General features: G+C 64.6%; 23 protein-coding genes and 1 pseudogene. 15 read left to right on the top strand and 9 right to left on the bottom strand.

Annotated features, from left to right (window positions below; translation table 11 throughout):
- The first annotated feature begins 85 nt into the window (after nt 1-85).
- The 8 genes from ACZ75I_RS01440 (at nt 86) to ACZ75I_RS01405 (ending at nt 10,672) form a co-directional block, all read left to right on the top strand.
- Complete coding sequence (locus tag ACZ75I_RS01440) at nt 86-3,409, top strand: ESPR-type extended signal peptide-containing protein (RefSeq protein WP_219626891.1); 3,324 nt, start codon at nt 86-88, stop codon at nt 3,407-3,409.
- A 510-nt stretch (nt 3,410-3,919) separates the two neighbouring features.
- Complete coding sequence (locus ACZ75I_RS01435) at nt 3,920-4,495, top strand: fimbrial protein (RefSeq protein WP_180868050.1); 576 nt, start codon at nt 3,920-3,922, stop codon at nt 4,493-4,495.
- A gap of 58 nt (nt 4,496-4,553) precedes the next feature.
- On the top strand, nt 4,554-5,300 hold the full coding sequence (locus tag ACZ75I_RS01430) for a fimbrial biogenesis chaperone (protein ID WP_180868052.1): 747 nt from the start codon (nt 4,554-4,556) through the stop codon (nt 5,298-5,300).
- Nucleotides 5,301-5,377: 77 nt separating this feature from the next.
- Nucleotides 5,378-8,041, top strand: coding sequence for a fimbria/pilus outer membrane usher protein (locus ACZ75I_RS01425; protein ID WP_180868054.1), 2,664 nt, complete (start codon nt 5,378-5,380; stop codon nt 8,039-8,041).
- Nucleotides 8,038-9,123, top strand: a complete 1,086-nt coding sequence (locus tag ACZ75I_RS01420; protein WP_180868057.1) for a fimbrial protein — start codon at nt 8,038-8,040, stop codon at nt 9,121-9,123. The genes ACZ75I_RS01425 and ACZ75I_RS01420 overlap by 4 nt, the downstream gene beginning before the upstream one ends.
- A 13-nt stretch (nt 9,124-9,136) precedes the next feature.
- A complete protein-coding gene (locus tag ACZ75I_RS01415) occupies nt 9,137-9,643 on the top strand; it encodes a fimbrial protein (protein ID WP_180868060.1) in 507 nt (168 codons plus the stop codon).
- 10 nt (nt 9,644-9,653) lie between these two features.
- Nucleotides 9,654-10,145 carry a fimbrial protein gene (locus ACZ75I_RS01410; protein ID WP_180868062.1) on the top strand — a complete coding sequence of 164 codons (492 nt, stop codon included), beginning with the start codon at nt 9,654-9,656 and terminating at the stop codon, nt 10,143-10,145.
- Between the two features lie 8 nt (nt 10,146-10,153).
- Nucleotides 10,154-10,672 (top strand): fimbrial protein, encoded by a 519-nt coding sequence (locus tag ACZ75I_RS01405; protein WP_180868064.1) that lies wholly within the window; start codon nt 10,154-10,156, stop codon nt 10,670-10,672.
- Between the two features lie 1,456 nt (nt 10,673-12,128).
- Here the strand turns inward: ACZ75I_RS01405 and ACZ75I_RS01400 are convergent.
- From ACZ75I_RS01400 to ACZ75I_RS01390, 3 genes are all read right to left on the bottom strand, one after another.
- Entirely contained in the window at nt 12,129-12,815 is a 687-nt protein-coding gene (locus ACZ75I_RS01400; RefSeq protein ID WP_049455500.1) for a S1 family peptidase, read from the bottom strand.
- 477 nt (nt 12,816-13,292) lie between these two features.
- Nucleotides 13,293-13,751: a cyclin-dependent kinase inhibitor 3 family protein gene (locus tag ACZ75I_RS01395; protein ID WP_258009416.1), complete on the bottom strand. Its 459-nt coding sequence runs from the start codon at nt 13,749-13,751 to the stop codon at nt 13,293-13,295.
- A 113-nt stretch (nt 13,752-13,864) separates the two neighbouring features.
- Nucleotides 13,865-14,344, bottom strand: a complete 480-nt coding sequence (locus ACZ75I_RS01390; protein ID WP_180868066.1) for an NIF family HAD-type phosphatase — start codon at nt 14,342-14,344, stop codon at nt 13,865-13,867.
- Nucleotides 14,345-15,263: 919 nt separating this feature from the next.
- Here ACZ75I_RS01390 and ACZ75I_RS01385 point away from each other — a divergent pair.
- The 4 genes and pseudogenes from ACZ75I_RS01385 (at nt 15,264) to ACZ75I_RS01370 (ending at nt 18,733) form a co-directional block, all read left to right on the top strand.
- Complete coding sequence (locus ACZ75I_RS01385; protein WP_100051430.1) at nt 15,264-15,533, top strand: helix-turn-helix domain-containing protein; 270 nt, start codon at nt 15,264-15,266, stop codon at nt 15,531-15,533.
- Nucleotides 15,534-15,752: 219 nt separating this feature from the next.
- Nucleotides 15,753-16,022: pseudogene (locus ACZ75I_RS01380) on the top strand (JAB domain-containing protein); the annotation flags it as partial.
- 113 nt (nt 16,023-16,135) lie between these two features.
- Entirely contained in the window at nt 16,136-17,824 is a 1,689-nt protein-coding gene (argS, locus tag ACZ75I_RS01375; RefSeq protein ID WP_061478748.1) for an arginine--tRNA ligase, read from the top strand.
- A 21-nt stretch (nt 17,825-17,845) separates the two neighbouring features.
- Nucleotides 17,846-18,733 carry an SPOR domain-containing protein gene (locus ACZ75I_RS01370; protein ID WP_065179000.1) on the top strand — a complete coding sequence of 296 codons (888 nt, stop codon included), beginning with the start codon at nt 17,846-17,848 and terminating at the stop codon, nt 18,731-18,733.
- Between the two features lie 127 nt (nt 18,734-18,860).
- On the opposite strand, the gene ACZ75I_RS01365 is transcribed toward ACZ75I_RS01370, so the two are convergent.
- Both ACZ75I_RS01365 and ACZ75I_RS01360 read right to left on the bottom strand, forming a co-directional pair.
- The gene (locus ACZ75I_RS01365) at nt 18,861-19,613 is read right to left on the bottom strand and encodes an SDR family NAD(P)-dependent oxidoreductase (protein ID WP_005420523.1); all 753 of its coding nucleotides are present in this window, start codon (nt 19,611-19,613) and stop codon (nt 18,861-18,863) included.
- 87 nt (nt 19,614-19,700) lie between these two features.
- Nucleotides 19,701-20,189 (bottom strand): hypothetical protein, encoded by a 489-nt coding sequence (locus ACZ75I_RS01360; protein ID WP_180868068.1) that lies wholly within the window; start codon nt 20,187-20,189, stop codon nt 19,701-19,703.
- Between the two features lie 83 nt (nt 20,190-20,272).
- Between ACZ75I_RS01360 and ACZ75I_RS01355 the strand changes: the two genes are divergently transcribed.
- The gene (locus ACZ75I_RS01355; RefSeq protein ID WP_005420526.1) at nt 20,273-20,740 is read left to right on the top strand and encodes a YehS family protein; all 468 of its coding nucleotides are present in this window, start codon (nt 20,273-20,275) and stop codon (nt 20,738-20,740) included.
- Here ACZ75I_RS01355 and ACZ75I_RS01350 read toward each other — a convergent pair.
- The gene (locus ACZ75I_RS01350; protein ID WP_180868070.1) at nt 20,709-21,596 is read right to left on the bottom strand and encodes a LysR substrate-binding domain-containing protein; all 888 of its coding nucleotides are present in this window, start codon (nt 21,594-21,596) and stop codon (nt 20,709-20,711) included. The genes ACZ75I_RS01355 and ACZ75I_RS01350 overlap by 32 nt on opposite strands.
- A 98-nt stretch (nt 21,597-21,694) precedes the next feature.
- Here ACZ75I_RS01350 and ACZ75I_RS01345 point away from each other — a divergent pair, with 98 nt between their 5' ends.
- Nucleotides 21,695-22,888 (top strand): MFS transporter, encoded by a 1,194-nt coding sequence (locus ACZ75I_RS01345; RefSeq protein ID WP_428986723.1) that lies wholly within the window; start codon nt 21,695-21,697, stop codon nt 22,886-22,888.
- On the opposite strand, the gene ACZ75I_RS01340 is transcribed toward ACZ75I_RS01345, so the two are convergent.
- Nucleotides 22,885-23,583, bottom strand: a complete 699-nt coding sequence (locus ACZ75I_RS01340) for a TorF family putative porin (protein ID WP_154350088.1) — start codon at nt 23,581-23,583, stop codon at nt 22,885-22,887. The two genes, ACZ75I_RS01345 and ACZ75I_RS01340, sit on opposite strands and share 4 nt — an antisense overlap.
- Before the next feature lie 178 nt (nt 23,584-23,761).
- Here ACZ75I_RS01340 and ACZ75I_RS01335 point away from each other — a divergent pair, with 178 nt between their 5' ends.
- On the top strand, nt 23,762-24,151 hold the full coding sequence (locus ACZ75I_RS01335; RefSeq protein WP_154350087.1) for a DUF6165 family protein: 390 nt from the start codon (nt 23,762-23,764) through the stop codon (nt 24,149-24,151).
- Nucleotides 24,152-24,157: 6 nt separating this feature from the next.
- Here ACZ75I_RS01335 and ACZ75I_RS01330 read toward each other — a convergent pair whose 3' ends face one another.
- Both ACZ75I_RS01330 and ACZ75I_RS01325 read right to left on the bottom strand, forming a co-directional pair.
- Complete coding sequence (locus tag ACZ75I_RS01330; protein WP_061478755.1) at nt 24,158-24,835, bottom strand: response regulator transcription factor; 678 nt, start codon at nt 24,833-24,835, stop codon at nt 24,158-24,160.
- 190 nt (nt 24,836-25,025) lie between these two features.
- Nucleotides 25,026-25,598, bottom strand: coding sequence for an OmpO family porin (locus ACZ75I_RS01325; RefSeq protein ID WP_180868072.1), 573 nt, complete (start codon nt 25,596-25,598; stop codon nt 25,026-25,028).
- Nucleotides 25,599-25,832: the final 234 nt, after the last annotated feature.

Genomic DNA, 25,832 nt, shown 5'->3' with positions numbered 1-25,832 from the left:
ACGAAACCGGGCTCGTTCCCGTGTTTGTGGCCGCCCTATCACCAAAGCGGCCGGGCCTCGATTGAATCAACCACGAGGAATTGTCATGAACAGGATCTATCGCATCGTGTGGAATGCCGCTACAGGCCGCTGGATGGTCGTCTCCGAGCTTGCTAAGGGCCGCAAGAAGAAGGCCGCTTTGCGTCTGTCCGCGCTGGCCGTCACGTTGGCACTCCCGGCCGCAGGCGCGCTGGCGGCTGACGCCTGCACCACCCCGGAAGGCGAAGCCGGCACCCGCGACGAGCGGGGCGTGTGCGTGATCGAGGAGACCGTCGCGTCGCCGTCGGGCATCGGCCTGATGGGTGGCTTGGACGGCGGTATCGCCACCGGCACCGACGCGGTCGCGGTAGGCCCGTCGTCGGAGGCTGCGGGGGCACGCGCAGTCGCGATCGGCAGTGGCGCCAAGGCCACCAACATCGCCAACGTCGCCATCGGTGATCGCGCCAACACCGCCGGTTCCAATGCGGTGTCTATGGGCTACAACGCCACCGCTAACGGCAACTACACCCTGAGCCTGGGCGGCGGCTCCAGCGCCGTGGGTTCCCGTGCCACCGCCGTAGGAACCGACGCCGCCGCCACCGGCTCCAACGCGACCGCGCTGGGCAACGGATCACAGGCAAGCGCGCTATTCGCCACGGCCCTGGGCAATGGGGCGAAGGCGACCGCGCAGGATGCGATCGCCACGGGCCGCGACGCTCAGGCGAGCGCGCTTTATTCCATCGCCACGGGCTACGCCGCGCAGGCGAATCAGTCGTACACCATCGCGACCGGCACCCAGGCCCGCGCCTTGACCTCCAGCTCCGTGGCGCTCGGTTTCAACGCGACTGCCGGCGCCGCCGATGCGGACGGAAATCCGCTGGGTGCCAACCAGATCGCGCTCGGCAGCAGCGCCAACGCGGCGGCGGATAGCTCCGTCGCGCTCGGCGCTGGCGCCACGGTGGACGTGAATGCGCAGTACGGCACTGCCATCGGCCGCACGGCCCGGGTGACAGCCAGCGGCGTCAACGCAATCGCCATCGGCCAGGCCTCGGTCGCCGATCGCGCGAACACCCTTTCCGTCGGTGCCGTCGGCGCCGAACGCCAGATCGTGAATGTCGCCGCGGCCACCCTGGACACCGACGCAGTCAATCTCTCCCAGCTGAAGGCAACGGCCGGCAGCGTGGCCGCCGCGCTGGGCGGCGGCGCGGCCGTGGACGCGGCCGGCCAGATCACGGCCCCGAACTACACGGTCGGCGGTGTTAACCACAACAATGTTGGCAGCGCATTGGGCAATCTCGACGGCCGCACCACCAGTAACACGACCAATCTCACCACACTGCAGGGCGACGTGAGCACCCTGACCACCAACGTGCAGAACCAGTTCACCACGGTTAACACCACGATTGGTGATCTGTCCGACACCGTGGACAATGCCGTGATGTACGACGGCGCCGACAAGGGTACGGTCAGCTTCGGCGGCGCCGACGGCACCACGCTGAAGAACATCGCTGCCGGTGAGGTCTCAGAAGACAGTCGCGACGCCGTGAACGGCGCGCAGCTGCACTCTACCAACCAGCAGGTCGAGCAGAACACCACCCTGATCACTGACCTGGACGGTCGAGTCACCCACATCGACAACCGCGTCACCCAGCTGGAAGACGGCTTCAACGACGGCAGCATCGGTTTGGTCCGCCAGGACGCGGACAACCGCGACATTACCGTTGCCGCGCATACCGACGGCACCCGGGTCAACCTGGCCGGCACCGAAGGCAATCGCGTGGTCAGCGGCGTGGCCGGTGGCGTGGCCGACAGCGACGCGGTCAACGTCTCGCAGCTGAAGTCCACGGAGCAGGGCATCCGCGACGACATGACCGGCCTGATTGGCGATTCGCTGGAAGGCGCGGTGATGTACGACGGCGCCGACAAGGGCTCGGTCAGCTTCGGCGGCGCCGACGGAACCGTGCTGAAGAACGTCGCCGCTGGTGAGGTCTCGGAAGACAGCCGTGACGCCGTGAACGGCTCGCAGCTGCATGCCACCAACCAGCAGGTCGAGCAGAACACCACCCTGATCACCGAACTGGACGGCCGCGTCACCCATATCGACAACCGCGTCACCCAGCTCGAAGACGGCTTCGATGACGGCAGCATCGGTCTGGTTCGCCAGGACGCCGACAGCCGTGACATCACCGTGGCCGCGCATACCGACGGCACCCGGGTCAATCTGGCCGGCACCGAAGGCGATCGCGTGGTTAGCGGCGTCGCCGTCGGCGTGGCCGACAATGATGCGGTCAACGTCTCGCAGCTGAAGGCCACCGGCCTGATCGGCGAGGACGGCACCGCCATGAACGCGGTGGTGTACGACAGCGACGCGCTCGACAGCATCACCTTGGGTGGCAAGGATTCAACAGCCGCAGTCAAGATCAAGAACGTGGCCGACGCGACCGAGGACGACGAAGCGGTCAACCTGCGCCAGCTGAAGGACGCCGGCCTGGTGGGCGAAGGCGGCCAGACCCTGGACGCGGTGACCTATGATGCCGACAGCAACCGTGGCCAGGTGACCTTCGCTGGCGTCAACGGCACCCTGCTGACCAACGTGGCCGACGGTCGCATCACCGCCGGCAGCCGCGACGCGGTCAACGGCGGTCAGATCGCCGCGCTGCAGGACCAGCTGCATAGCCAGATCAGCAACATCGACAATCGCGTGACGCATATCGAACAGAACGGTGGCGGTTCCGGTGGCGACGACCCGTACTTCGACGCCAACGGCAATCCGGTCAGCGACGTGCCGGACAACAGCAGCGCGCCGGGCCTGCCGTCGAGTGGTGCGCAGGCCGGAGGCGCCAGCGCGGTCGCTGCGGGCAATGGCGCGGTCGCTTCGGGTAACGCCAGCGTCGCGGTCGGTGCCGGTGCCAAGGCCGAAGCCGACAACGCGGTGGCCTTGGGGGCCGGATCGGTAGCCGATCGCGACGACACCGTGTCGGTGGGACGCAGTGGTTACGAGCGCCAGATTACCAATGTGAAGGCCGGTGTGCGCGATACCGACGCGGTTAACGTGTCACAGCTGAACCAGCGCATGGCTGAAGCCAATGCCTACACCGATCAGCGCATCGACGATGTGTGGCAGGGCGTCAACGACCGCATCGACCACGCCAGCCGCCAGGCCAACCGTGGCATCGCCAGTGCCTCGGCGATGATTCCGGTGACCCCGTATATGCCGGGCAAGACCGTGCTCAACGCCGGCATGGCGAGCTATCGCGGTGAAACCGCGCTGGGTGTCGGCATATCGCGCTGGAGCGACAACGGCCGGGTGAACCTCAACGCCGGTGTGTCCGTCGCGCAGGGCGACAGGCCGATCTTCCGCGTCGGCGTGGGCGTGGTACTGGGCGACTGACGCCCTTACCGCGACGGCGACCGCACGCCGCTGCGGCTCTTCATTACTCGAGAGCAAGGAACTCGCGTTCGTTCCCGTATTCCTTCCCTGTCTCTTGGAAGTGGCCCCGCCTGCACCGGCGGGGCCTTTTTTTGTCTCGACTCTTCCGGCAAGAAGAACATTCCCCTTCACCCAACTCGCCACATTCCCGCCTTTGAAAGAAGGGGGAAAGAAGGGGGGCGCGATGCTCATCTCCTCGGTACCCATCACCAGCGTCGCATTCCACGCCGCGCGTCCGACACATTGGAACGACTTTCAAACTTGCATTTGCAACTTCTTGTATATCGGCGGTCGACTTCGCTTCCTATCCTTACCTCATGCCGCGAGCACCGTGCGGCCGTGTGCGCGAATCCCCCGGATTATGGCTTCATCCACGCACACGCATCACCTTCCTCGCCGTTTCAACGAAGAACGGCGAAGAGGCGTCCGCTCTGGCGGAGATTCTTCAACCTGTCCATAGGAAACATGCAAATGAAGTATTTCACCCTCGCTTCCGCCGTGGCCGCCGCGCTGGCGTTCGCTTCTTCGGCCCAGGCCGCGTCGACTACCGGTGGCACCATCACCTTCACCGGCGTGGTAAATGACGCGACCTGCACCGTCTCCGGCGGTTCGGGCACCGACGGTGGCACCGGCAACTTCTCGGTTGCGCTGGATCCGGTCAATGCGAACCTGCTGGGTGCCGCCGGCAACACCGCCAATCCGAAGGTGTTCGATGTGATCATCGGCGGCCCGGGCCAGGGCACCTGCGAAGACGGCAAGATCGCCAGCATGTCGTTCCTGCCCTCCAGCACCCAAATCGATCCGGTCACCGGCGCGCTGAAGAACGTGCTGGTTGGCGAAGCCACCAACGTGCAGATCGAACTGGCCGATGACGCCGCCCAGCTGATCGACCTGTCGGTCCCCGGCCAGTCATGGGACGCCACCATCGGCAGCGTCGCCCCGAACACCGGCAAGCTGCAGTTCCAGGCGCACTACTTGGCCGTCAACGGCGCCGCCACCCCGGGGCTGGTCAACACCAACGTGGTGTATTCGGTCGTCTACAACTGATCCGTATCGGATCATCGCGCGCGGCGGCGCCTGCCGCCGCGCCGTCAGGAGGTGAATCATGAACAAGCTGCTGCGAGGCCTGCTGCTGGCCGCCGCCACGATGTCCGCGCTCGTCGCTGCGCGCAGCGAAGCCAGCGTGGTCATTGGTGGCACTCGGATGGTGTACCCCGCCGAAGAACGAGAAATCACCGTCAAGCTCACCAACGAAGGCGATCGTCCCACGCTGGTGCAAGTGTGGCTGGACGACGGTGACGAACGGTCCACACCCGACACCGCCCAGGTACCATTCACAGTATCGCCCCCCATTTTTCGCATGGATGCCGAAAAAGGGCAGGCCGTGCGCATCGTCTACACCCGCGAACCGCTGCCGGCCGATCGCGAATCGCTGTTCTGGATCAACCTACTGGAAGTACCGCCCAAGGCGGACAACAGCGATGAGCGCAACCTACTGCAATTCGCCTTCCGCACCCGCATCAAGCTGTTCTACCGCCCGTCCGGATTGGCCGGTGACGCGGCGACCGCTCCGTCCAAGTTGAATTGGAAGCTGATAGCCGGCGAAGGCGGCCAGGGCGTCGCTTTGCAGGTGACCAACCCAACCGCCTACCACGTCAACTTCGCCCAGGTCGGGCTGAAGGTCGGTGAGCGCAGCATCGGTGGCCAGGGCGGCGGCATGGTCGCACCACAGGCGACCGCGGTATTCCCGCTCAAGGACGTCAGCCGTCCGGCCGGCGGCGCGATGGCCGAGTTCACGGTCATCAACGACTACGGCGCACTCAATCCGCTGACCGCGCCGCTGGCGCCCTGATTCGCCTTTCGTCCGTCGTCCCCGCCGTGCACCGCCCGGCGGCGGGTGGCTCTTGCGTGTCTTCCAGGAATTTCCACATGTCCGTGTCGCGTTTTCCATCGACGGCCCGTTCCGCACGCCTGCCCCGGCTGGCCACGCTGCCCCTGCTGGTGGCGCTGGCGCTGGCGGGCCAGGCGCGTACGGCCGACACGTCGGATGACACCGCCAGTTTCGACATGGATTTCTTCCCGGCTGGCACCGCGCCCAAGATGGATCTGTCCCGCTTCGCGCGCAGTGGCTACGTCGCGCCCGGTGCCTATCGCGGCGACGTGGTGTTCAACGGGCAATGGCGCGCGCGCACCGACATCGTGTTCCAGGACGTGGAAGGCGGCGATCAGCCGCAGCCCTGCTTCGATGCGGACACCCTGGCCGCCTACGGCGTGGACTGGGCCAAGCTAGCCGCGGCCGGATTCGCCACTCCGACGGGTCGCTTCTGCGGCGCGCTTGGTGATCACGTGCCCGGCGCCACCGTCGTGTTCGATACCAGCACCCAGGTGCTGACCCTCACCGTGCCGCAGATCTACACCTCGCGCAACGCGCGCGGCTACGTCGATCCCTCGCAATGGGATGCCGGCGTCGCCGCCGCGTCCATCGGCTACGGCGCCAATCTGTACCGCACCCTCGGCCAACAGCAGGGCACCAGCGGCTACTTCGGTGTGCAGGCGGCTTTCAGCGTCGGTGCGTGGCGCGCGTTCCATGCCGGTTCGATGAGCTGGAGCCCGGATCAGGGCAGCCGCTACCAGGCCACCCGCTCGTTCCTGCAACACGACATTCCGGCCTGGCGCGCGCAGCTGTCGCTGGGCGATACCTTCACCTCCGGCGAGCTGTTCGACAGCGTGCGCGTGCGCGGCCTCCGCCTGGCCAGCGACACCCGCATGGATCCGCAATCGCGGCGCGGCTATGCGCCGGTCGTGCGCGGCGTCGCCGAAACCAATGCGCGGGTGATCATCCGCCAGCGCGGTTATGTGGTGTACGACACGCCGGTGGCGCCCGGTCCGTTCGCCATCGACGACCTGTACCCGACCGGCTACGGCGGCGATCTGGACGTGGAGATCACCGAGGCCGATGGCCGGGTGAAGCGTTTTTCCATGCCCTTCTCCAGCGTCACCCAGTTGCTGCGTCCCGGCGCGGTGCGCTGGAGCCTGACCGCCGGCCGCCTGGACGAGCTTGAACTTCGCGATGCGCCGCGCCTGTTGCAAGGCACCTACGAACGTGGCCTGACCAACCGCACCACCGGCTACGGCGGCGCGATTCTCGGCGACGGCTATCGTTCCGCGCTGCTGGGCGGCGCCTGGAACACGCCCATCGGCGCCATCTCCGCCGACCTGACCCAGGCGCGCAACCACGCGCCTGGCCTGGCCGGCACCCAGGGCGTCAGCGCGCGCCTGGGCTACAGCCGCAACTTCATCGATAGCGGCACCGATTTCTCGGTCGCGGCGTACCGCTATTCCACCAGCGGCTTCGTCAGCCTCGCCGACTCGGCGGCGCTGCGCGACAGCATCGCGCGCGGCTACCACCCGGACGACGTGCGCCGCCAGCGCAGCCGCATGGACCTGAGCGTCAACCAGCGGCTGGGCGAAGGCCTGGGCCTGCTGTTCGTCACCGGCTCCACCCGCGACTTCTGGAACAGTCGCGGCCACGAGACCGAGTTCTCCGCCGGCTACAACAACAGCTGGCGCGGAATCAGCTACAGCCTGTCGGTTCAGCGCACCCGCGACGACGTGCTGTCGCTGCGCGAGAAGGACGGATTCGGCCTGCCCTTCAATCCGCTCCCGGCCACCACGCCGACCGCGACCCGCCGCGACACCCACCTGTCGTTCACGGTCTCGCTGCCGCTGGGCCGCACTTCCGGCGCCCCCACCGCGACCGGCATGTTCAACCGCTCGCGCGGCGGCGGCGACAACCGCAGCCTGTCGATTGCCGGCGCCGGCGGCCGCGACAACCGCCTCGCCTACGGCGCCGCATTGGGTGAAACCAACGGCAACCGCGCACTCGATCTGACCGCGCAGTACAACGGCCGCAGTTCGCACCTGGCCGCCGGCTACAGCCGCGGCGACGGCTACCAGCAGTTCAGCGCGGGCGTGTCCGGTGGCCTGGTGCTGCATCGCGGCGGCGCGACCCTGTCGCCGCCGCTGGGCGAAACCATCGGCCTGGTGCACGCGCCGGACGCGGCGGGCGCGCATATCGAGAACGGCCAGGGCGCGCGGGTGGACCGGCGCGGCTACGCGGTGGTGCCGAACCTGATGCCCTATGAACTCAACACTATCACGCTGGACCCCAAGGGTACCGATGCCGGCGTTGAAATCGCCGAGACCACGCGCCACGTGGCGCCCCGCGCCGGCGCGGTCGTGCTGCTGAAGTACGACACCACCGCCGGTCGCGCCCTGATCATCCAGACCCGCCTGCCCGATGGCCGTCCCGTGCCGTTCGGCGCGGAGGTACTGGATGCGCAGGGCAATCCGGTCGGCGTCGCTGGGCAAGCCAGCCGTCTGTTCGTCAATGGGCTGAAGGGCTCAGGGCAGTTGTTCGTGCGCTGGGGCGAGGCGTCAGCGGAGTCCTGCCGGTTGGATGTTCATCTGCCCGATACCGGAAAAGGCAGGCAGGTGGAACACGAGAAGTTCGACCTGCCTTGCGTGATTGACAACCACGGCGCGACGCCTGACGGCGAAGAGGCCAATACCCCCATGCGGAGAGCATCATGATGCTTCGGACACAACACCAGCTTGGCAGAAAGGTCACCTGGCTGGGCGCCGCCTTGCTCGGATTCATGTGTTTCCAGAGCCCGGCAGTTCGTGCTGGTACCTGCAGCTATGTTCCGGAGGCTCCCACCTTCTTGCAGGCAGTGACCAGCATCACCGGTTCGATCACCGTGGGGCGCGACCTTCCCGTCGGCTCGGAGATCTATCGGGCCACCTTCAATACCAACCGACTGGCACGCGTCACTTGCCAGCCAGGCACGTACACCCGTACGCGTCGATACATCAACAATCCCTATCCGCTCTCCAGCTACGTGCATCCCACATACGGAAGCCGGGTTTACCGTACCTCGGTTCCGGGTGTGGGTGCGGTGGTCTGGGTAGCCGGCAACGCGTTGCCGACCACCACGACCGACGTATTCAATGTCCATACGGAACTTACCGCAGCGACCGCTTTTGACATCAGCTTGATCAAGATTGGAGATGTCGGCGCGGGAACGATCCGTGGCTCCGATCTACCTACGTTCGAGTACGTGGAAATCGGCGACAACACCATTCGCATGTTGCTTGGGAGCTTTACCGGCTCGCTCAACATCGTCTCGCGCACCTGCTCGACGCCGGATGTATCGGTGAATCTGGGCACCCACCAGATGAGCGCGTTGTCGGGCGTCGGCACCGGCACCAACTGGGTGAACGTGCCGATCCGGCTCAACAATTGCCCTGGCTTCTACGATGCGTTCCGCAACAACCTCACCAACGATGACGGTGTAACGGCGCCAAGAAGGATCGCAAACCAGATCCGCTACCGCGTCGACCCGATCACCTCCATTGTGGTTCCATCGCAGGGCGTGATGGCGCTGCAACCGGACGGCGTCAACCAGACCGCGACCGGCATCGGCATCCAGATGGGCGACGCCAACAGCAATCCGATTACCTACGGCAGCAACCGGGCCTCGGGACTGACGCTGACCCAGACCGAAAACGCCAGCTACACCTTCAATCTGCGCGCGCGCTACTACCAGACCGGCGCCACACCGACCTCCGGACAGGCCAACGGCGCGGCCACCGTGACCCTCATCTACGAATAGGACGGAGTCCGCGATGCGTGCCATCACCCACTTCGGAAAGCTGTGCGGCGTCCTGTTGCTGGGAGCCCTTGCCCTGCCTGCATTGGGCCAAGACCTGACCGTGCGTTTCACCGGCCGCTTCCAGCCGGGCACGTGCAACTTCTCCGTTCCCAACGTGGATCTGGGCAGCTACCAGGCCAACACTTTCACCGGCAATACGGTCACACCCTGGCGCCAAGTAACGGTGACGTCCAGCAATTGCAGCTCGGACATCACCCACATCCACATGCGCTTCAGCGGCGTGGCCGATGGCAACAACAGTGCCTACTTTGCTGTGCGCAACACCACCGCAAGCGGCGTGGCGATCGAGCTGGTCAACGGCGCCAGCCAGCGGGTGACGCCAAACGTCACCACGTTCACCTGGTCCCGCTCCGGCATCGGTCCCAGCTACAACCTGTTCGCCCGTTTCGTCCAGACCCGTCCGACCCTCACCTCTGGTTCGGTCACCACTCCCATCACCATCAGTTTCACCTACAACTGAGGATATGCTCATGCGTTCCGTCTCGATCAAACTGCTGGCATTGCTGGGCCTGTCGCTGGCCGCCGGCAATGTCGGCGCGCAGACCCTCACCTTCAACCTGACCGGCAACATCCTGCCGGGTGTGTGCCGGTTTTCCGTCTCCGACGTAGATCTGGGCACGTTCTATGCCACCGAGTTCACCGCGGTGGGCACGACCAAGGCGTGGGTGAACGTGCCAGTTGCTTCCAGCGGATGCGACCCGCTGGTGACGGTCATCCACATGGGTATTTCCGGCACGGCCGATGTCGCTGATGCAAGCCAGTTCCGCGGCGTCGCCGGTATCGGCATCGAACTGCAAAGTGGCACGGGCACGGCCATTCGCCCTGCCGGCACCAACATCAACTTCACCGCGGCCAGCGGCGCGGCCAACTACATGCTGCGCGCGCGTTTCCGCCAAACCGCGGCTGTGGTCGCCGCCGGCACCGTGCGTTCGCCGGTGACGATCCAGGTCACCTACAACTGAGTCTCGCCATGAATCGCCCCCCGTCAATCGCAGCGCTGATCGCTGTCGCCCTGCTGGCGGTTCCGTCGGTGTGCGCGCAGTCGATCGATTTCGCCATGACTGGTGAGATCCTGCCCCCGACCTGCGCCTGGGCCGTAGGCGATGGCCAGCACAACGTCCAGTTGAACGCCATCGAGCTGCGCGATCTGCCGGCCAGCGGCGCGGCCGGCCAAACACCTTTCCAGCTGCGTCTGGAAAACTGCTCGCCCGGAGTCACCCAAGTGAGCTTTTCCTTCAGTGGAAACGGCGACCCGGACGATCCCTACCGTTACCTCAACCTGGGCAACGCGCCCGGCATAGCCATCGAGCTGCAATCGGCCGACGGCCGCACGCTGCGCGCAGACGGTAGCGACAGCGCGCGCACCGTGCCCGTGACCTCCAACCGTGCCGAACTGGATCTGAGCGTGGCCTATTGGCGCCTGGGCACTCGCCCGGCAGGCAGTGGCACGGTCATCGCGGTCACGCAGGTGGTGCTGATCTATCCCTGAGCGGAGACGCCCGGCAACTCGGACGCGTTTCCTTGCCTCCCAGGCCAGTCTATTGCGTGACGCCGCCATATCCCGCGCCATGGCCGGAGCGGAATCGGATTTGTTGATAGACAACTTGACGATCGAACCGCCAGCCACCATCGCCCTTAGCGTAGCGTATGGTGCAGCGGCCTTGGGAACGAGCTTGGCGCCCTTTACGCGGTCTCGGGCAGAAGCGGCAAATGGGCAGAGTGTACGCTCACCGATATTCGGGCCGGGGCGACGACCCCACGAAAAAGCACGCCGATCTCTCGCAAGCGACTCCAGCCGATGTAAATCGCCCCGGGAAGATGCACAGCGGCGACCTGATGCTCTGTGGATCGAGTACGGTCGTCGTCTTCTACAAAACCTTCCGCTCGTACTCTCCCGCGTTGGACCGCGCCTTAGAGCTTCGGCTTCACTCCACCATTCGCCACAAACCCTTCCAACCCCATACTGCGGCCTCGCCGCGCCAACGGTGGTCAGTGGACGGTGGAGACCGTCCGCTTTTATGTATAGATCGGCCTGATACTCAAAAGTGGGGGAACGCCGCCATCACGCTCTGGAGGCGGCGATCAAACCTCAGCAGTTCAAGGATCGAGAGCAGAGGGCGTTCTGGGATAACAAGTGTTTCTGTCTCTTACTTGGCGCGGTACGCGTGAGCTTTATGGATCAATGACGTATGGGAATTTAGCGACATAAACTGCGAGTAAGTGATGAATGTTTGTCATGGGCGACAACAATTTTGGACGTGCATACCGACACCTTGCGCCATCAGAGATGCTCTCTTCCAGGCGTGCATGCCACTCTCATCGTCAGCCTCAGCGCTGCTGGCTTCCAATCCATTCCCAGCGTTTTCGTGATCCGCAATCGGCGATCTCAGGATAGATCTGCACAGCTTCGCTGATGCGATCCATGGCATCACCTGGAGCCACGCATGGCCTCTCGACGCTCTTGAAGAGGCTTGTCGGCGACTGAACCCTGAGCACTGACAATTATGTATGCACCCTGCAGCTGTGCCAGCTCCGCTATTACTGGTCTTAGCGCGCCCTTTGGGCACATCTCCTTGCGGATGGCACCTGCCGCCATATCGGGCTTCATTACTTGGAAGCCAGTGTTCGCCCCCGGGACAAAGTCAGCCCGGGCCATTGCAACTGAACACGCAACTCGCACGTCCAAGCCGCCGTCAGGTGCATCTTGATGCCCGCCGGCAGTGACCGCGGAGATTGGCAATCCTTGCTTGCGCAGCTCACTGCTCGCCAAGCGCAGTACAAGGGAGCGTAAGTTCTGCATCAGAAAGACGCTCGATATCCGAGCCAACGACCTCAAACATCCGATAACCTCGACTTTCCCAGGATCTAGGTCCGCGGGCGGGGCTTAGGAACAGCCCCCCCCCCTGGCATGCAACCCCTGACGTCCGGCTTGGACCGCCGAGCGCCTATACGAATGGAACTCCAATTGGATTCTCTTCGATTACTTCGTGCACGCGCTTGATCGTCTCGCAGAACATCAGTCCCGTGTTCGCTTTCACGTATGCGCCGATCGGTTCTTCTCCTGCAAATACATCCTCGGGCTCGAATCGGTAGCCGGAAACGACGCCAGCAATGCGAAGCCCACTTCCAGGTTGCCACTTGTCTTCAAAGACCACCGGACCTCCCGAGAAGCCGGGGTTATTGTGCCCGTCAAGTATCAGCATCTCCCGCTCTCCAGCAACGGCAGGGCACACTGCCGACACGATCGCCCGCTTAATGAATGGTAGTGGAAACTCGCGATTGACGTGTGCGGGAACGTGAGCAGACCACCCGAAGGGGAAGCCAAGGAAGAATACTTCCTGAGATATCGCGAAGTTCTTCATGGATGCCTCGGCTTCGTACACCTTGACGGCGAAGTTCGCCGCCAACACCGCCACGTCGGCAGACTGGTGCTCACCAACCAGTCGCAACCTAATCTGCCACCACCCATCTGATCGCATGACATCTAAAGGCTGTTCTCGGTCCCAGTCCGAGATGACATGCTTGGCCGTAACCCAATACTGTCGATCTTCATGCTCCATGACAAAGATCGTGCCTGTGGAGTGGCCCACCTTCAACTGGAACACCCTGGAGTACACATTGTTGGTAATCACCGCCGATCCCTCGGTTCAGGCCAGAGCTGCAGAATAGCCGTTCCCAACGAAGGTGAGTATTACTCGACGGAAGGCGTCGCAGTGCTGGCCGGTATCGCGGCGTGAAGCTCTTCCCGGTTCTTATGACAGGCTGCTCTCTACCCCAATGCGAGGACAATTGAAGGAAATCTCTTGTTGAAACTGGTGTCGGAATTCAGTCTGGCACAGCAGTGGCCTACCTTCTTCGGTATTGCTGTGTCGATCGTGTTCTTAGCATCAGCGAACCTCTTCGGTATGTTCTTGGGGTGGGTGATGCGGAATCGTCGGGCGCTTTGCGAATACACAGGGAGTTGATGGTGGTGAAGACGAGCGATGGCCGGCCGATCGCGCTCCTGTACTTCGCCAAACCGCTTAGGTGAGATACTCAAGGATCAGAGCGCATGGTATGCAACGGAGTGGCGCTGCTTGACCATCGCTTCGAAGCAGCCAGCCCGCCAGTTAGTTGTGGCCCGCGCGGGCACAGGTTGACCACTTCACGACAAAGTCCTCCTGCTCCATTGTTTCCACCGCCCCAGGACGAGCCTGTCGCACTCTAGCAATCGCTTGCTCCGCACTCGATGCTGAGCCAGTCTGCAGAAGCAACATCGCTGCCACAGTCCCGGCCCTGCCAAGGCCTCCTTTGCAGTGAACAACAGCTTTTCGCCCCTGCAGGAGCTCATTGGAAAGAAACGACCCAGTACTCTCCCATGCCGACATGAAGCGAGAGTCTGGTGCAGCGCCGTCGATAATTGGAAGGCCATGCCAGATAAGGCCGAGAGCCTTGGCCCGCTGCGGCAACTCTTGTATATGGAGTTCCTCGAACTCCCAGGGTTCCAGGAGGCTAAGTAGGTACTCTGCTCCCCAAACCACGATTGAGCGAAGATCTATGTCTAGATCTCTGTCCCATGAACCGGTCATTGCCATCTGCTGGCACTTTCCCGGCGCGAACGTCACTCCAATTGCTCCTCCAGCGGTTCCAACGGATAGCTCCGCTATCTGCAGTGGATGAGACAGGCTGGTCCTCTGCACGGCTAGATATCCTTGTTTGGCCCATCGTGGGTACGTTGATCAGCCGGGCTTACAAGCTGCAGGACTCTCGCTTCTATTCGGCTCAACGCTATCTCTAGCCCAGCGTCGCTGGGCGGATATGGGGGCTCAAACTCTGGGACCTCTATCCAGAAGGCCCGTTGATCCTCTCGCACGTAGGAGATTTGGTCATCCAGCAGAAGTGTTTCGCCGAGAATTGGGGACACGAAACGAAGATCCTTGGTACTACCCGTCCAATCGATACAGGGAATATCTCTGAACCAAACGGGCGCAAAGCCTTCATCGGAAAGCAGTGCAGCGACCCTTCTGGCAACGGGACGGGCCACGGCCGTGAACATCACAAGTTGCTGGAAGCTTGCTTGTGCTCGTTCAAGGAAGTTCCACAGCCCTGGCCTAGGAATTTGGCTGACCGCGTTGGAGATCAGGGTTCCTTCTAGATCAAGTGCCAGGATGGTCGGACGCATTCAAAATGCCTCGCTGTTCTTTAGCTCTACAGGCTGGTGACGAAGGTGGATCCAACCAGTAGGTATCCCCGATCCTGAGGATGGTCTCCAGCGCCACCTCAACGATTAGTGGCCTTCGCCAAGCGCTACTCGGAAGAAAGCAGTAGTCAGTTCTGCTCAGAGCACCTGTAGATTCCCTCTGCTCAAGCCAGCGGGCTCTGCTCTGAACTTCTCGAGACAGCACTTGAATAGCAGCGGCTTCGTTGCCTCCCGAGCGCAGAAGCTTACTTGCCGCTCCTCGAACGGACGACCAGATCACATACCTTCTACGTCCCAAGCTAAGTCGGCTCCAATCCTGACCCAGGGCATTCAACACTTCATCGACGAGTTGAGTTCCGATTCGGTGTCGGCGTAGCTGAGAGCACAGATATGCTCTTGCTTCATGAGCAGATAGCTGCCGCCATACCCATAGCAGGTCTTGAGAGTCGAGATTGGAACGCCAAGCATGAAGCGTTTGCGTGAGAGTGCTCTCGAGGTTTGCGGGCCGCCTCCAGCTCTCGCTGTAAGTCCAACCCACAGGATCATAGAGAGAACGGTTTACAGCCGAGTCCGCTGACTTTTCAGAAATCACCCCTGCGCTTTTTAGAAAGAGCAACAGCTGGTGAGCTACCTCTGGGTCCGCTGCGACCGGGGCACAAGCCGTCGTGGATCGTTCAAGCGCGCACCAGGCGCAGGTATAGAAAGGACCGAGCGAAACGACAAGATTGTCGAGCTCGGGCCACGAGGGAAGGAGGGTCTGTTGGCTACGGCCATAGATCACTCGATCCCCGGCATATGAACCAGCCGGAATGCTAGCAAGGCGGGGAGCTGCCGTCTACATGATTTTCATGTAGATCGAGTGTCGGACATAGATTGCCTTCCGCTTCCTGAGGCGGACTGGATGGCTACGAAGACGATCTATCAAAGCCCGTACCTTCGCTTGGTCGGTAAGCTTCGTGAGCGACGCGAGTTGATGGGTATCAGTCAAACCGCTCTCGCTGCGCATCTGAGTTGGCCACAGCAACGGATTTCCTCAATTGAGTCCGGCTCTCGCCGCTTGGATATCCTCGAGTTCTGCCTTATCGCGTCAGCGCTAGGGATCACCTCTGCAGAAGCTGCAGAACTGGTCCGTAAGACTGTAAAGGCAGTGAAGATCCCACCGGTTCGATAGAGTTCCTCAGACATGGGAACATCCTATTTGAATGGCAACTATGTTCACAGATGAACCCCCTACAGGTGCCTCTCTGCGCGACAGGGGCTCCAAGCGCGCGCTAGCGACCATTCTGGGCTGACTGCGAAGGACAGGGATGGACAAGATCAAAAAGAAAAAATTCCCATATAAATCAATTGCATACCGAACGTCCATACCTCTCGTTCTAATGTGTGCGCCGGCACCATCAATGCCGCCCCGGTCTACCCCCGCGAGGTGGTGCGGCGAGCCCTGCTGCACAACGCGGCAGCGGTGATCCTCAGCCACAACCACCCCTCCGGCGACCCGGAACCCTCCGGCGCCGATACCCGGATCACCGATGAACTGCAGCAGGCGCTGGCACTGGTGGACGTACGCCTGCTGGACCACTTCGTGGTCGGCGAAGGCCGCCCCGTTTCGTTTGCTGAACGGGGCCTGCTGTCCCCGCCCCAGCCACGCCTGTTCGGCTGAGCGGGCCTGACCAGGGCCGGGCAGGACCCCCCGCAGGCATGTTCTGGTCAGCGTGGGCGCGGGCATCTGCGCTAAAATGGGCGATTCCGCCGCTCATTCTCACAGCAGGCCTCGTGAAAAATCTCCTCCGCGCCCTGATCAGCCAAGGCATCGAAGCCTTGCGCGCCAATGGCACCCTGCCCGCCGACTCCCTGCCGCCGGACTTCGTGGTCGAGCGCCCGAAGACCCGTGACCATGGCGACTTCGCCACCAACGCCGCGATGCTGCTGGCCAAGGCCGCGCGCAGCAATCCGCGCGCACTGGCTCAGGCGCTGGTCGAGGCGCTGCCGCGCAGCGAGGACGTCAGCAAGGTCGAGATCGCCGGCCCCGGCTTCATCAACTTCCACCTGGCTCCGGCTGCGTACCAGCGCGAAGCCGCGTCGGTCATCAAGGAAGCCCACGACTACGGCCGCAACCTGTCCGGCAACGGCCGCACGGTGGGCGTGGAGTACGTGTCGGCCAACCCGACCGGCCCGCTGCATGTCGGCCATGGCCGCGCGGCGGCGATCGGCGACTGCGTGGCCCGCGTGCTCGATGCCAACGGCTGGAACGCCAAGCGCGAGTTCTACTACAACGACGCCGGCGTGCAGATCGAGAACCTGGCGCTGTCGGTGCAGGCCCGCGTGAAGGGCATTGCGCCGGACCAGGACGGCTGGCCGGAAGGCGGCTACCGCGGCGAATACATCGCCGATGTTGCCCGCGCCTACATGGCCGGCGCCAGCGTTGACCTGGAAGGCACGCTGGTGGTCGGCGCCAAGGACCCGGACGACATGCAGGCGATCCGTCGCTTCGCCGTGGCCTACCTGCGCAACGAGCAGAACCTGGACCTGGCCGCCTTCGGCGTCGACTTCGACATCTACTTCCTGGAAAGCTCGCTGTACGCCGATGGCAAGGTCGCCGAGGCCGTGGCCAAGCTGCAGGCCTCCGGGCACACCTACGAGGAAGGCGGCGCGCTGTGGCTGCGCAGCACCGATTTCGGTGACGACAAGGACCGCGTGATGCGCAAGTCCGACGGCACCTTCACCTACTTCGTACCGGACGTGGCCTACCACCTGTCCAAGTGGCAGCGCGGCTACGAGCGCGCGATCACCGAACTGGGCGCCGACCACCACGGCTCGCTGGCGCGCGTGCGCGCCGGCCTGCAGGCGCTGGAAGTGGGCATCCCGCAGGGCTGGCCGGAATACGTGCTGCACCAGATGGTCACCGTCATGCGCGGCGGCGAGGAAGTGAAGCTGTCCAAGCGTGCCGGCAGCTATTTCACCCTGCGCGACCTGATCGACGAGGCCGGCCGCGATGCGACCCGCTGGTTCCTGATCGCGCGCAAGCCCGATTCGCAACTGACCTTCGACATCGACCTGGCCCGCCAGCAGAGCAACGACAATCCGGTGTTCTACGTGCAGTACGCGCACGCCCGCGTCTGCAGCCTGCTGCGCCAGGCCCAGGAAAAGGGCCTGGTGTACGAGCAGGGCAATGGCCTGGCCAATCTGGGCCGCCTGGCCGACGATGCCTCGCTGGGGCTGATGAACGAGATCTCGCGGTATCCGGAAGTGGTGGAAGCGGCCGGCGTGGCGCTGGAGCCGCACCTGGTGGCGCAGTACCTGCGTGAATTGGCGCATGCCTTCCACACGTGGTATCACGGGACGCCGGTGCTGGTGGACGACGCCACCGATCGCAACGCCAAGCTGACCCTGGCCTGCGCGGCGCGCCAGGTGCTGGCCAACGGCCTCGAACTCCTGGGCGTGAGTGCCCCGGAAAAAATGTAAGCATCAGGAGACGCAGTACACATGGCAGCACGACGCGGCAAAACCCAGGCACGACGCAACAGCAGCAGCCAGGGCACCCCCGGATGGGTGTGGCTGGTGGCCGGTGTGGCGATCGCCGCCGTGGTGTTCCTGGCGGCGCCGAACCTGTTCAAGGGCGAAGGCGATGGCTTCCTGCGTGCCGGTCCGCAGCCGAACCCGAATGCGCAGCCGGCCCCGGTCGCTGATGCCGACAGCGATGTCGGCAGCCAGCCGGCCGCGCAGCCGGCCACGCCGAAGCCGGCCGAACCGGAGAAGCCCGCCGCGACGCAGTACGACTTCTACACCCTGCTGCCAGGCAAGGAAGTGGAAATGTCCGACGCCGAACTGGCCGCCAGCGCGCGTGCCGAAGACCAGCGCCGGGCCAAGGCCGAAGCGTCGCGCGCGCAGGCCGCGCTGGAGGGCAAGCCGGTACCTCCGGCGAGCACGGCCACGCCGGCACCGACCGCAACGGCCAGCGTCGCAAGCACCGCGCCGGTAACCGCGACCAACCGTCCGCTGCCGGCACCGCTGAACGAGCGCCCGGCTGCGGCAACCCCGTCGGCCAGCACGGCGGCCGCCACTCCGGCGCCGCGCGCGGAAAGCGCGCCCGCCGCGTCTGCACCGCCGGCATCCGCAGCTGCACCGGCGGCCGCCGACAACGCCCGCTACATCCTGCAGGCAGGAGCCTTCGGTGCTTCCGGTGACGCCGAAGCCACCAAGGCCAAGCTGGCCATGATGGGCCTGGCGGCACGCGTGGAGTCGGCGCAGATCAACGGCAAGACCGTGTACCGCGTGCGCATGGGCCCGTATGGCAGTGCCGGCGAGTTGTCCGAAGCCAAGCAGAAGCTGGATGGCACCGGCCTGCAGGCGATGGCGATCAAGGCGCAGTAAGCCTGCCGATGTGAATGAAAAAGCCGGGCAGTGCCCGGCTTTCTTGTTTCTGTAGAGTCGAGCCATGCTCGGCTGAATCCAGACGAAGCCGAGCATAGGCTCGGCTCTACAGGACCCGCGAAGCAGGTCAGCCCTCGCGGGCCACCTGGAAGCCGGCAAACGACTGGCTGACCGGCATCAGTTCAAGGCGATTGATGTTCAGGTGCGGCGGCAGGCTGGCTACCCAGAAGATCTGCTCGGCGATGTCTTCGGCGGTCATCGGGTTGGCGCCGCTGTACAGCTTGTCCGAGGCGTTCTGGTCGCCATGGGTGCGTACCACGGTGAATTCGGTTTCGGCCATGCCCGGCTCGATCGTGGTCACGCGCACGCCGGTGCCGTGCAGGTCCGAACGCAGGCCCAGCGAGAACTGGCTGACGAAAGCCTTGGTGCCACCGTAGGCGTTGCCACCCGGGTACGGGTAGACGCCGGCCACCGACGAGATGTTGATGATCGCGCCCTTGCGCTCCACCAGCTGCGGCAGCAGGCGATGGGTCAGGGTCACCAGCGCGGTGATGTTGGTGTCGATCATCGTGGTCCAGTCCGACAGCGTGGCGCTCTGTGCCGGCGCGGTGCCCTGCGCCAGGCCGGCGTTGTTGACCAGCAGGTCGATCTCGCCAAAGGCCGGCGGCAGCGCCAGCAGGGCCGCCTCCATCGCCACCGCGTCGCGGATGTCGAAGGCGGCGGCGTGCACCACGTCCTTGCCGTAGCGCTCGACCAGCGGCTGCAGGCGTTCGCTGCGGCGGCCCGTGGCGATCACTTTCCAGCCGGCCTGGGCGAAGCGGTGGACGGCGGCGGCGCCGAAGCCGGACGTGGCGCCGGTAATCAGGACAGTGCGGGTCATCAGGCAACTCCAGGGGGAAAAACCGGACGCCCATTCTGGCATTCCCGGCCCGTCCTGAGTTGCCCGCCGTCCAGTCGTCCCCCCGGCTCAACGCACGCGAAACACTCTGGCCTTGGGCAGGTCTTCGTCGACCTGCAGGAACCAGCGCCCGGCAATTCCTGGAACAACGGCGATCTGCGGCGACTGCAACACCGTGCGCAGCTTCATCTGTCCCTTCATCACCTGCCATTGCTGGCCGTTATCAAGGGTGAACAGCGTGCCGGGCTGCCAGCCTGCGACCTCTCCGACCACACGGGCACTGACCGGTTCGTCATCCAGGCCCAGATGCATTGCTGCCGGTGCCGGCACATTGGCAGGCAGCGGCGCAGCGACCGGGGCCACCGCTGCCGTCGACGCGGCGGCCGTGCTCTCTGCCTCGCGCAGTACCCGGTTCAACGCCTGCAACTGCGCTGGACTGAGCCCGACCTCGGCCAGTTGGGATGCACTGAGGCGCCGCTCGACGGGTACGAAGCGGTCCTGGGCAAAGGCAGCGAAGCTGCCGGTGAGCAGTAGTGCGGAAAACAGATACCGGCGCATGCAAGGGTCCCAGCGAACGAGTGCTCACGATGCTGCAGTTCGATGACAGTCCGGTGACACGCCAGGGGCCGGTACAATGGGCCATGATCAACAATGATGTCCTGCGCAGCGTGCGCTATTCCCTGGACCTGGGTGACCAGCACGTGGTCGCCCTGTGCCAGATGGCCGACCCGGCCTTTGCCGTGGATACCGGGCAGGTGAAGGCCTGGCTGCGCCGCGAGGACGAAGCCGGTTTCGAGGCGATGAACGACAGCGCGCTGGCGCACTTCCTCGACGGCCTGATCGTGCACCTGCGTGGCCGCGACGAGAGCCAGCCGCAGCGCGCAGTGGAAACCCGCATCGACAACAACCTGGTGCTGAAGAAGCTGCGCGTGGCGTTCCAGCTGCGCGACGTGGACCTGATGGAGATCTTTGCCAGCGCAGGTTTCAATGTCTCCAAGTCAGAAGTGGGCGCGCTGTTCCGTCAACCCGGGCACGCCAATTACCGGCGTTGCCTGGACCAGATGCTGCGCAACTTCCTCAAGGGCCTGAGCCTGCGCCTGCGCGGCTGAGCACGGCGTCGACGAACGCCCGCGCCGCTGGTGTCGGCAGGCGCTGCCAGACCAGGTGCACGCGGCGGGTCGGGGTCGGCTGCAGCGGAATCTGCACCACACCCTGGAACCCATCGGCGATCAATGCCGGCACGATGCCGACCGCCAACCCATGGCGGACGAAGCGCTCGACCAGTTCCATCAGGTTGACCTCGAAACGGACCGTGTGCGGCAGTCCGGCTGCGGCAAAAGCATCATCGGTCTGCCGGCGTGCGCCGGTGCCGCGCGGGAAGTCGACCAGTGCTTCATCCTGCAGTGCGGCCAATGGCAGCCGCTTGCGTCCGGCCAGCCGGTGCGATGGCGCCAGTACCGCTACCAGATTCTCCTCCCGCAGCACCTGATGGCAGACACCGTCCAGCGCTGCCGAAGGCGCCAGGCCGACCAGTGCCACATCCAGCGCGCGCGACTGTACCTGCGCGATCAGGTCCTCGCTCTTGTCCACGCGCAACTGGAACTCCACCTGCGGGTGCACGCGCTGGAAGGCCGCCAGCATCGCCACAACGTCGATTCCGGTCAGCGAGGAAATCTGCCCGATGGCCAGCAACCCACGCACTTCGCCACTGACGGCGGCCACGTCGGCGCGCAGGTGGCGCAGGCTGGCCAGCACCTGGCGTGCGTGCACCAGCAACGCCTCGCCGGCGGCGGTGGCCCGCACCTGGCGCGGCAGGCGCTCGAACAGCGTGGCACCCAGTTCCTGTTCCAGGTGGGCGATCTGGTGGCTGAGCGCAGACTGCACCACGTGGCAGCGCTCGGCGGCACGGGTGAAATTGCTTTCTTCGGCCAGCGCCACGGCGAACTCGAGCTGCTTGAGGTTCATACAACGATCTTGTTTTCAGATGGCATGGATGATGATGATTCATTTCCATCATGCTCGCAGCAGGCGGACACTGTGCCCCCCGCTTCCTGGAACATCGCGTGAGCCCGTCCCTTCCCCCTCTGCACCGTTGGCAGGTGCTGCTGACGTCGGTCGCCACCGGCGTGGCCGTGGCCAGCAACTACTATGCGCAACCGCTGCTGCACACCATCGCCGACGCCTTCGGCGTGCCGTTCGGCCAGGTCGGCATGGTGGTTACCGCCGCGCAGCTGAGCTATGCCGCCGGCTTGATCCTGCTGGTGCCGCTGGGTGACCTGTTCGAACGCCGCCGCCTGATCGTGGTGATGAGCCTGCTGTCGGCGGGCGGACTGGTGATCAGTGCCTGCGCACCGTCGCTGACCTGGTTGCTGGTGGGCACTGCGATCACCGGCCTGTTTTCGGTGGTGGCCCAGGTACTGGTGCCGTTCGCCGCCACGCTGGCCGCGCCGGAACACCGCGGCCGCGTGGTCGGAACATTGATGAGTGGCCTGCTGCTGGGCATCCTGCTGGCGCGTACCGTGGCCGGCCTGCTTTCCAGCCTGGGCGACTGGCGCCTGGTGTATGCGATCGCCGCTGCCACCCTGGTGCTGACCGCACTGGCATTGCAGCGCGGCCTGCCGCGATTCCACCACAGCGCCGGCCTTGGCTATTTCGCATTGCTGCGCTCGATCGGCGTGCTGTTCGTGCAGGAACCGGTGCTGCGCCAGCGCACGCTGCTGGGCGCCTGCAGCTTCGCCATGTTCGCGATCTTCTGGACCCCGCTCGCGTTCCTGCTGGCACAGCCGCCGTATGCCTACAGCGACGCCACCATCGGCCTGTTCGGGCTGGTCGGCGCGGCCGGCACACTGGCGGCCGGCCTGGCTGGCCGCATGTCCGACCGTGGCCAGACCGGGCGTGCCACCGCCATTGCACTGCTGCTGTTGCTGCTGTCGTGGCTGCCGCTGGGGCTGTCCGCACACTCGCTGCTGGCATTGCTGATAGGCGTGGTGGTGCTGGACCTGGCCGCGCAGCTGTTGCACGTCAGCAACCAGAACCTGATCTACGCGCTGCAACCGGCGGCACGCAACCGCCTCAATGCCGGCTACATGACCGGCTATTTCATCGGCGGTTCGCTGGGTTCGCTGCTGTCTGCGCAGGTCTACCAGCGCTTCGGCTGGACCGGCGTCTGCGTGGCCGGCGCTGCCGTGGCTGCGCTGGCCCTGCTGCTGTGGCTGCCCGGCGCGCTGCGCGCGCGCCAGGCGTCGCTGGCCGACTAGAAGCTGCCCTGCAGCGCCAGCTCCCATCGCCCACCGGCGTTGCCGGGGAACAGGCGCTTGGCTGCGTTGTCCGTGTCATGCACGGTGGCGCGCAGTTCCCAGGCCGGGGTCAGCGAGGCGATGGCACTGAGCTGGCCATGCAGGTAATCCGGACCCTGCGCGGTCGCCAGCCAGTACTGGCCGACCGCCGCTTCCAGGCGCAAGCGTTCATGCAGCGGCACCCGTACGCCGAGCTGGGCATAGGTGCCGCGATGGCCGCCGGCCAATGCATCGCTGGAATGGGCGACCTGCAACCAGGCGCGCTGCTTCCAGGTCACGGTGGTATTGAGTTCGGTCCAGTCCAGCGCGCGGCCGGTGCCCGGGTACACGTAACGGGTCAGGTTGGCATCCAGGCTCCAGTCCGGTGCCAGTGCGCCGGACCAGCCCGCCACCAGGTCGAACTCGCTGCGCGCGCCATTGTCCGGTTTGAACGAAACGTTGGACCCCCACACGCTGGCGTACCATCCCGACGGGATCGAGACCTTCGCGCCGGCCTGCACCGCCGGGTCGCCATCGCTCTGCGAGCTGCCACGCCACACGTAGTCGCTGGTCAATGCGGCACTGCCACTGGCCTGCACCTGTGCCTGCGCGCTGCCGATCCCGAGCAGCCCTGCCAGGGCGGCCACCAGCGCCGCCATCATCCCCTTGCTGTTCACTGCACTGTGTTCCTCGTCGAAGGCGGTCGCGCCGCCGGGACGGCAGTGTCGGGTGCGCCGCCGTAACGGATCGAGGGTGCTGCCCGGCCTGCGGCGCAAATTCGGCGTAAATCCCGTGGATGGAGGCTACGCGCCAGCCGCGCGGTATCATGGCGCCTCGTTTCCAGGAACCAACCACGTGGACGCCATCCTGACCCCGGTATCGATCGGCGAGCTGATCGACAAGATCACCATCCTCGAGATCAAGGCCGAGCGCATCGACGATGCGGCCAAGCTGAGCAACGTGCGAACCGAGCTGGACGGCCTGCTGCCGTTGCTGCAGCAGCAGCTGCAGGCGCAGCCGGCATTGGACGCGCTGAAGCAGCAGCTGAAGGCGATCAACGAGCGCATGTGGGACATCCAGGACCAGCTGCGCGACAAGGAAGCGGCCCAGGTGTTCGACGATGCATTCATCCAGCTGGCACGCGGTGTCTATGGCACCAATGGCGAGCGCGTGCAGGTGAAGAACGAGATCAACCGCGTGGCCGGTTCGGCCCTGGTGGAAGAAAAGCAGTACCAGGGCGAATAAGCCGGCTTATCCGCATTCGAGCAGGTGCCGGATGCGGAACAGCTCACCATCGCTGTGGATGCCCAGCTTCTGGTAGGCCGTCCGCTTCTGCGTGCTGACCGTGCTGGCTGTGCGCCCGAAGTGCCGCGCCACCTCCCCGGTGGTGCAGCCCTGCAGGACCAGCCGGAGCACCTCGCGCTCGCGTCGGCTCAAGGGCGTGAGCACCGGCGCCTGTGTGCGCCGCATGCGCGATCGGCTCAACTGCGTGCGCAACTCCGGGGGCACGAAGCGGCCGCCACGCGCCAGTACGTCAACTGCGCGCCGCAGCATCTCCGGCGTGGTCCCCTTGGACAGAAAGCCGCGCGCGCCGGCCTGCATCGCCATGGTGACCGTGCTGGCATTGCAGTGCGCAGACAGCACCAGCACCGGCAGCAGCGGCCAGCGCCGCGACAACAGCCGCAACAGGGCCAGGCCTTGTTCGGGTCCGCACGGCGCCAGCAGGTCGATCAGCAACAGGTCGATGCCATCCGGCTGGCGCTGCAGCAGATCGAGCAGATCACCTTCGCGGGTGAAGCTGCCACAGACCTGCACGCCACCGTGCTGGCAAAGCACCACCTCCACCCCCAGGCGCAGCACGGGATGCGGCGCCAGCATTGCCAGGCGGCGGGGCCGATCGAGGGGCAGAGCGGGAACGGCAGGCGGCATCACATGGATCCGACGGTACGAAGTGCCCACCGTAGGCCCGCGCGGGGAGCAGCGGAATCCAATTTATTGCAACGCAGCAGCGGCCCCGGAACATGCTCAGCTGCGGTTTCGGGTCGTCACAACGCAACAGGCCCGGCATGCGCCGGGCCTGTCGAGGCATCTTCAGCGCGCAGGCGCGCCGAGGAAGCTATTACCAGCTGAAACGCGGGCCGACGGTGTATTCCTTGTCGCCGTCGCGGTTCATCTTCAGCTCGCCATTGATGCCCCAGTTCTGGTTCAGCTTGACCTGGCCACCCAGGCGACCGTACCACTGGCCTTCCGGATTGATGCCGTGCTTCTTCGAGAAATCTTCGTAGCCGACCATGCCGTAGACTTCGGCGTGGGCACCGAAGGCGGTGCGGATACCCGCTTCAGCGCTGTAGCCGTTGAAGTCCAGGCCGTGCTTCTGGTCGCGCTTCTGGTAAGCAACGCGGGCAACGAAGTCGGTGGTCGGGGCGATTTCAACGTTGTAGCCGGCGCCGATCTTCCACTGGTCCAGCTTGATGTTGGTGTGGTCGATTTCCTGGCGGCTGTACTCACCGAAAGCGTGGAAGTTCGGCACGAAGCCGTACGAACCCTTCACGCCCCAGCCGTCGGCCTTGAACGCGTCGATGTCGGTCTTGGCGTAGTCGGCTTCGGCGTAGTTGTACGACAGGTTCTCAGCAGCCGAGGCGGTGAACGGCAGGGCAGCGGCCAGGGCCAGAGCAATCAGCGAATTCTTCATGGGGGTACACCTTTTACTTTCTTATGGTGTGCAGCAGCGCCAAGGCGCCATCGCATCGGGAATGTAAATTCTCCGTTATTCGCCACAACGCTCCCTGAAAACAGCGTTCTTCGCATTGCTGAATTTTTTGGCTTGATTCAGGCTGTCTCTGGCATACGCGCGCGGCGCGCGTGCATTTTCAGGTTTCTTCACGATCCACCGCTGTCGATCCCCGATCCCCTGGTTCGTCGTGTA

It is taken from the genome of Stenotrophomonas sp. X (assembly GCF_055721025.1).
Note: the sequence above shows the minus strand (reverse complement) of the source record. Positions and strands in the feature narration are given on the sequence as shown.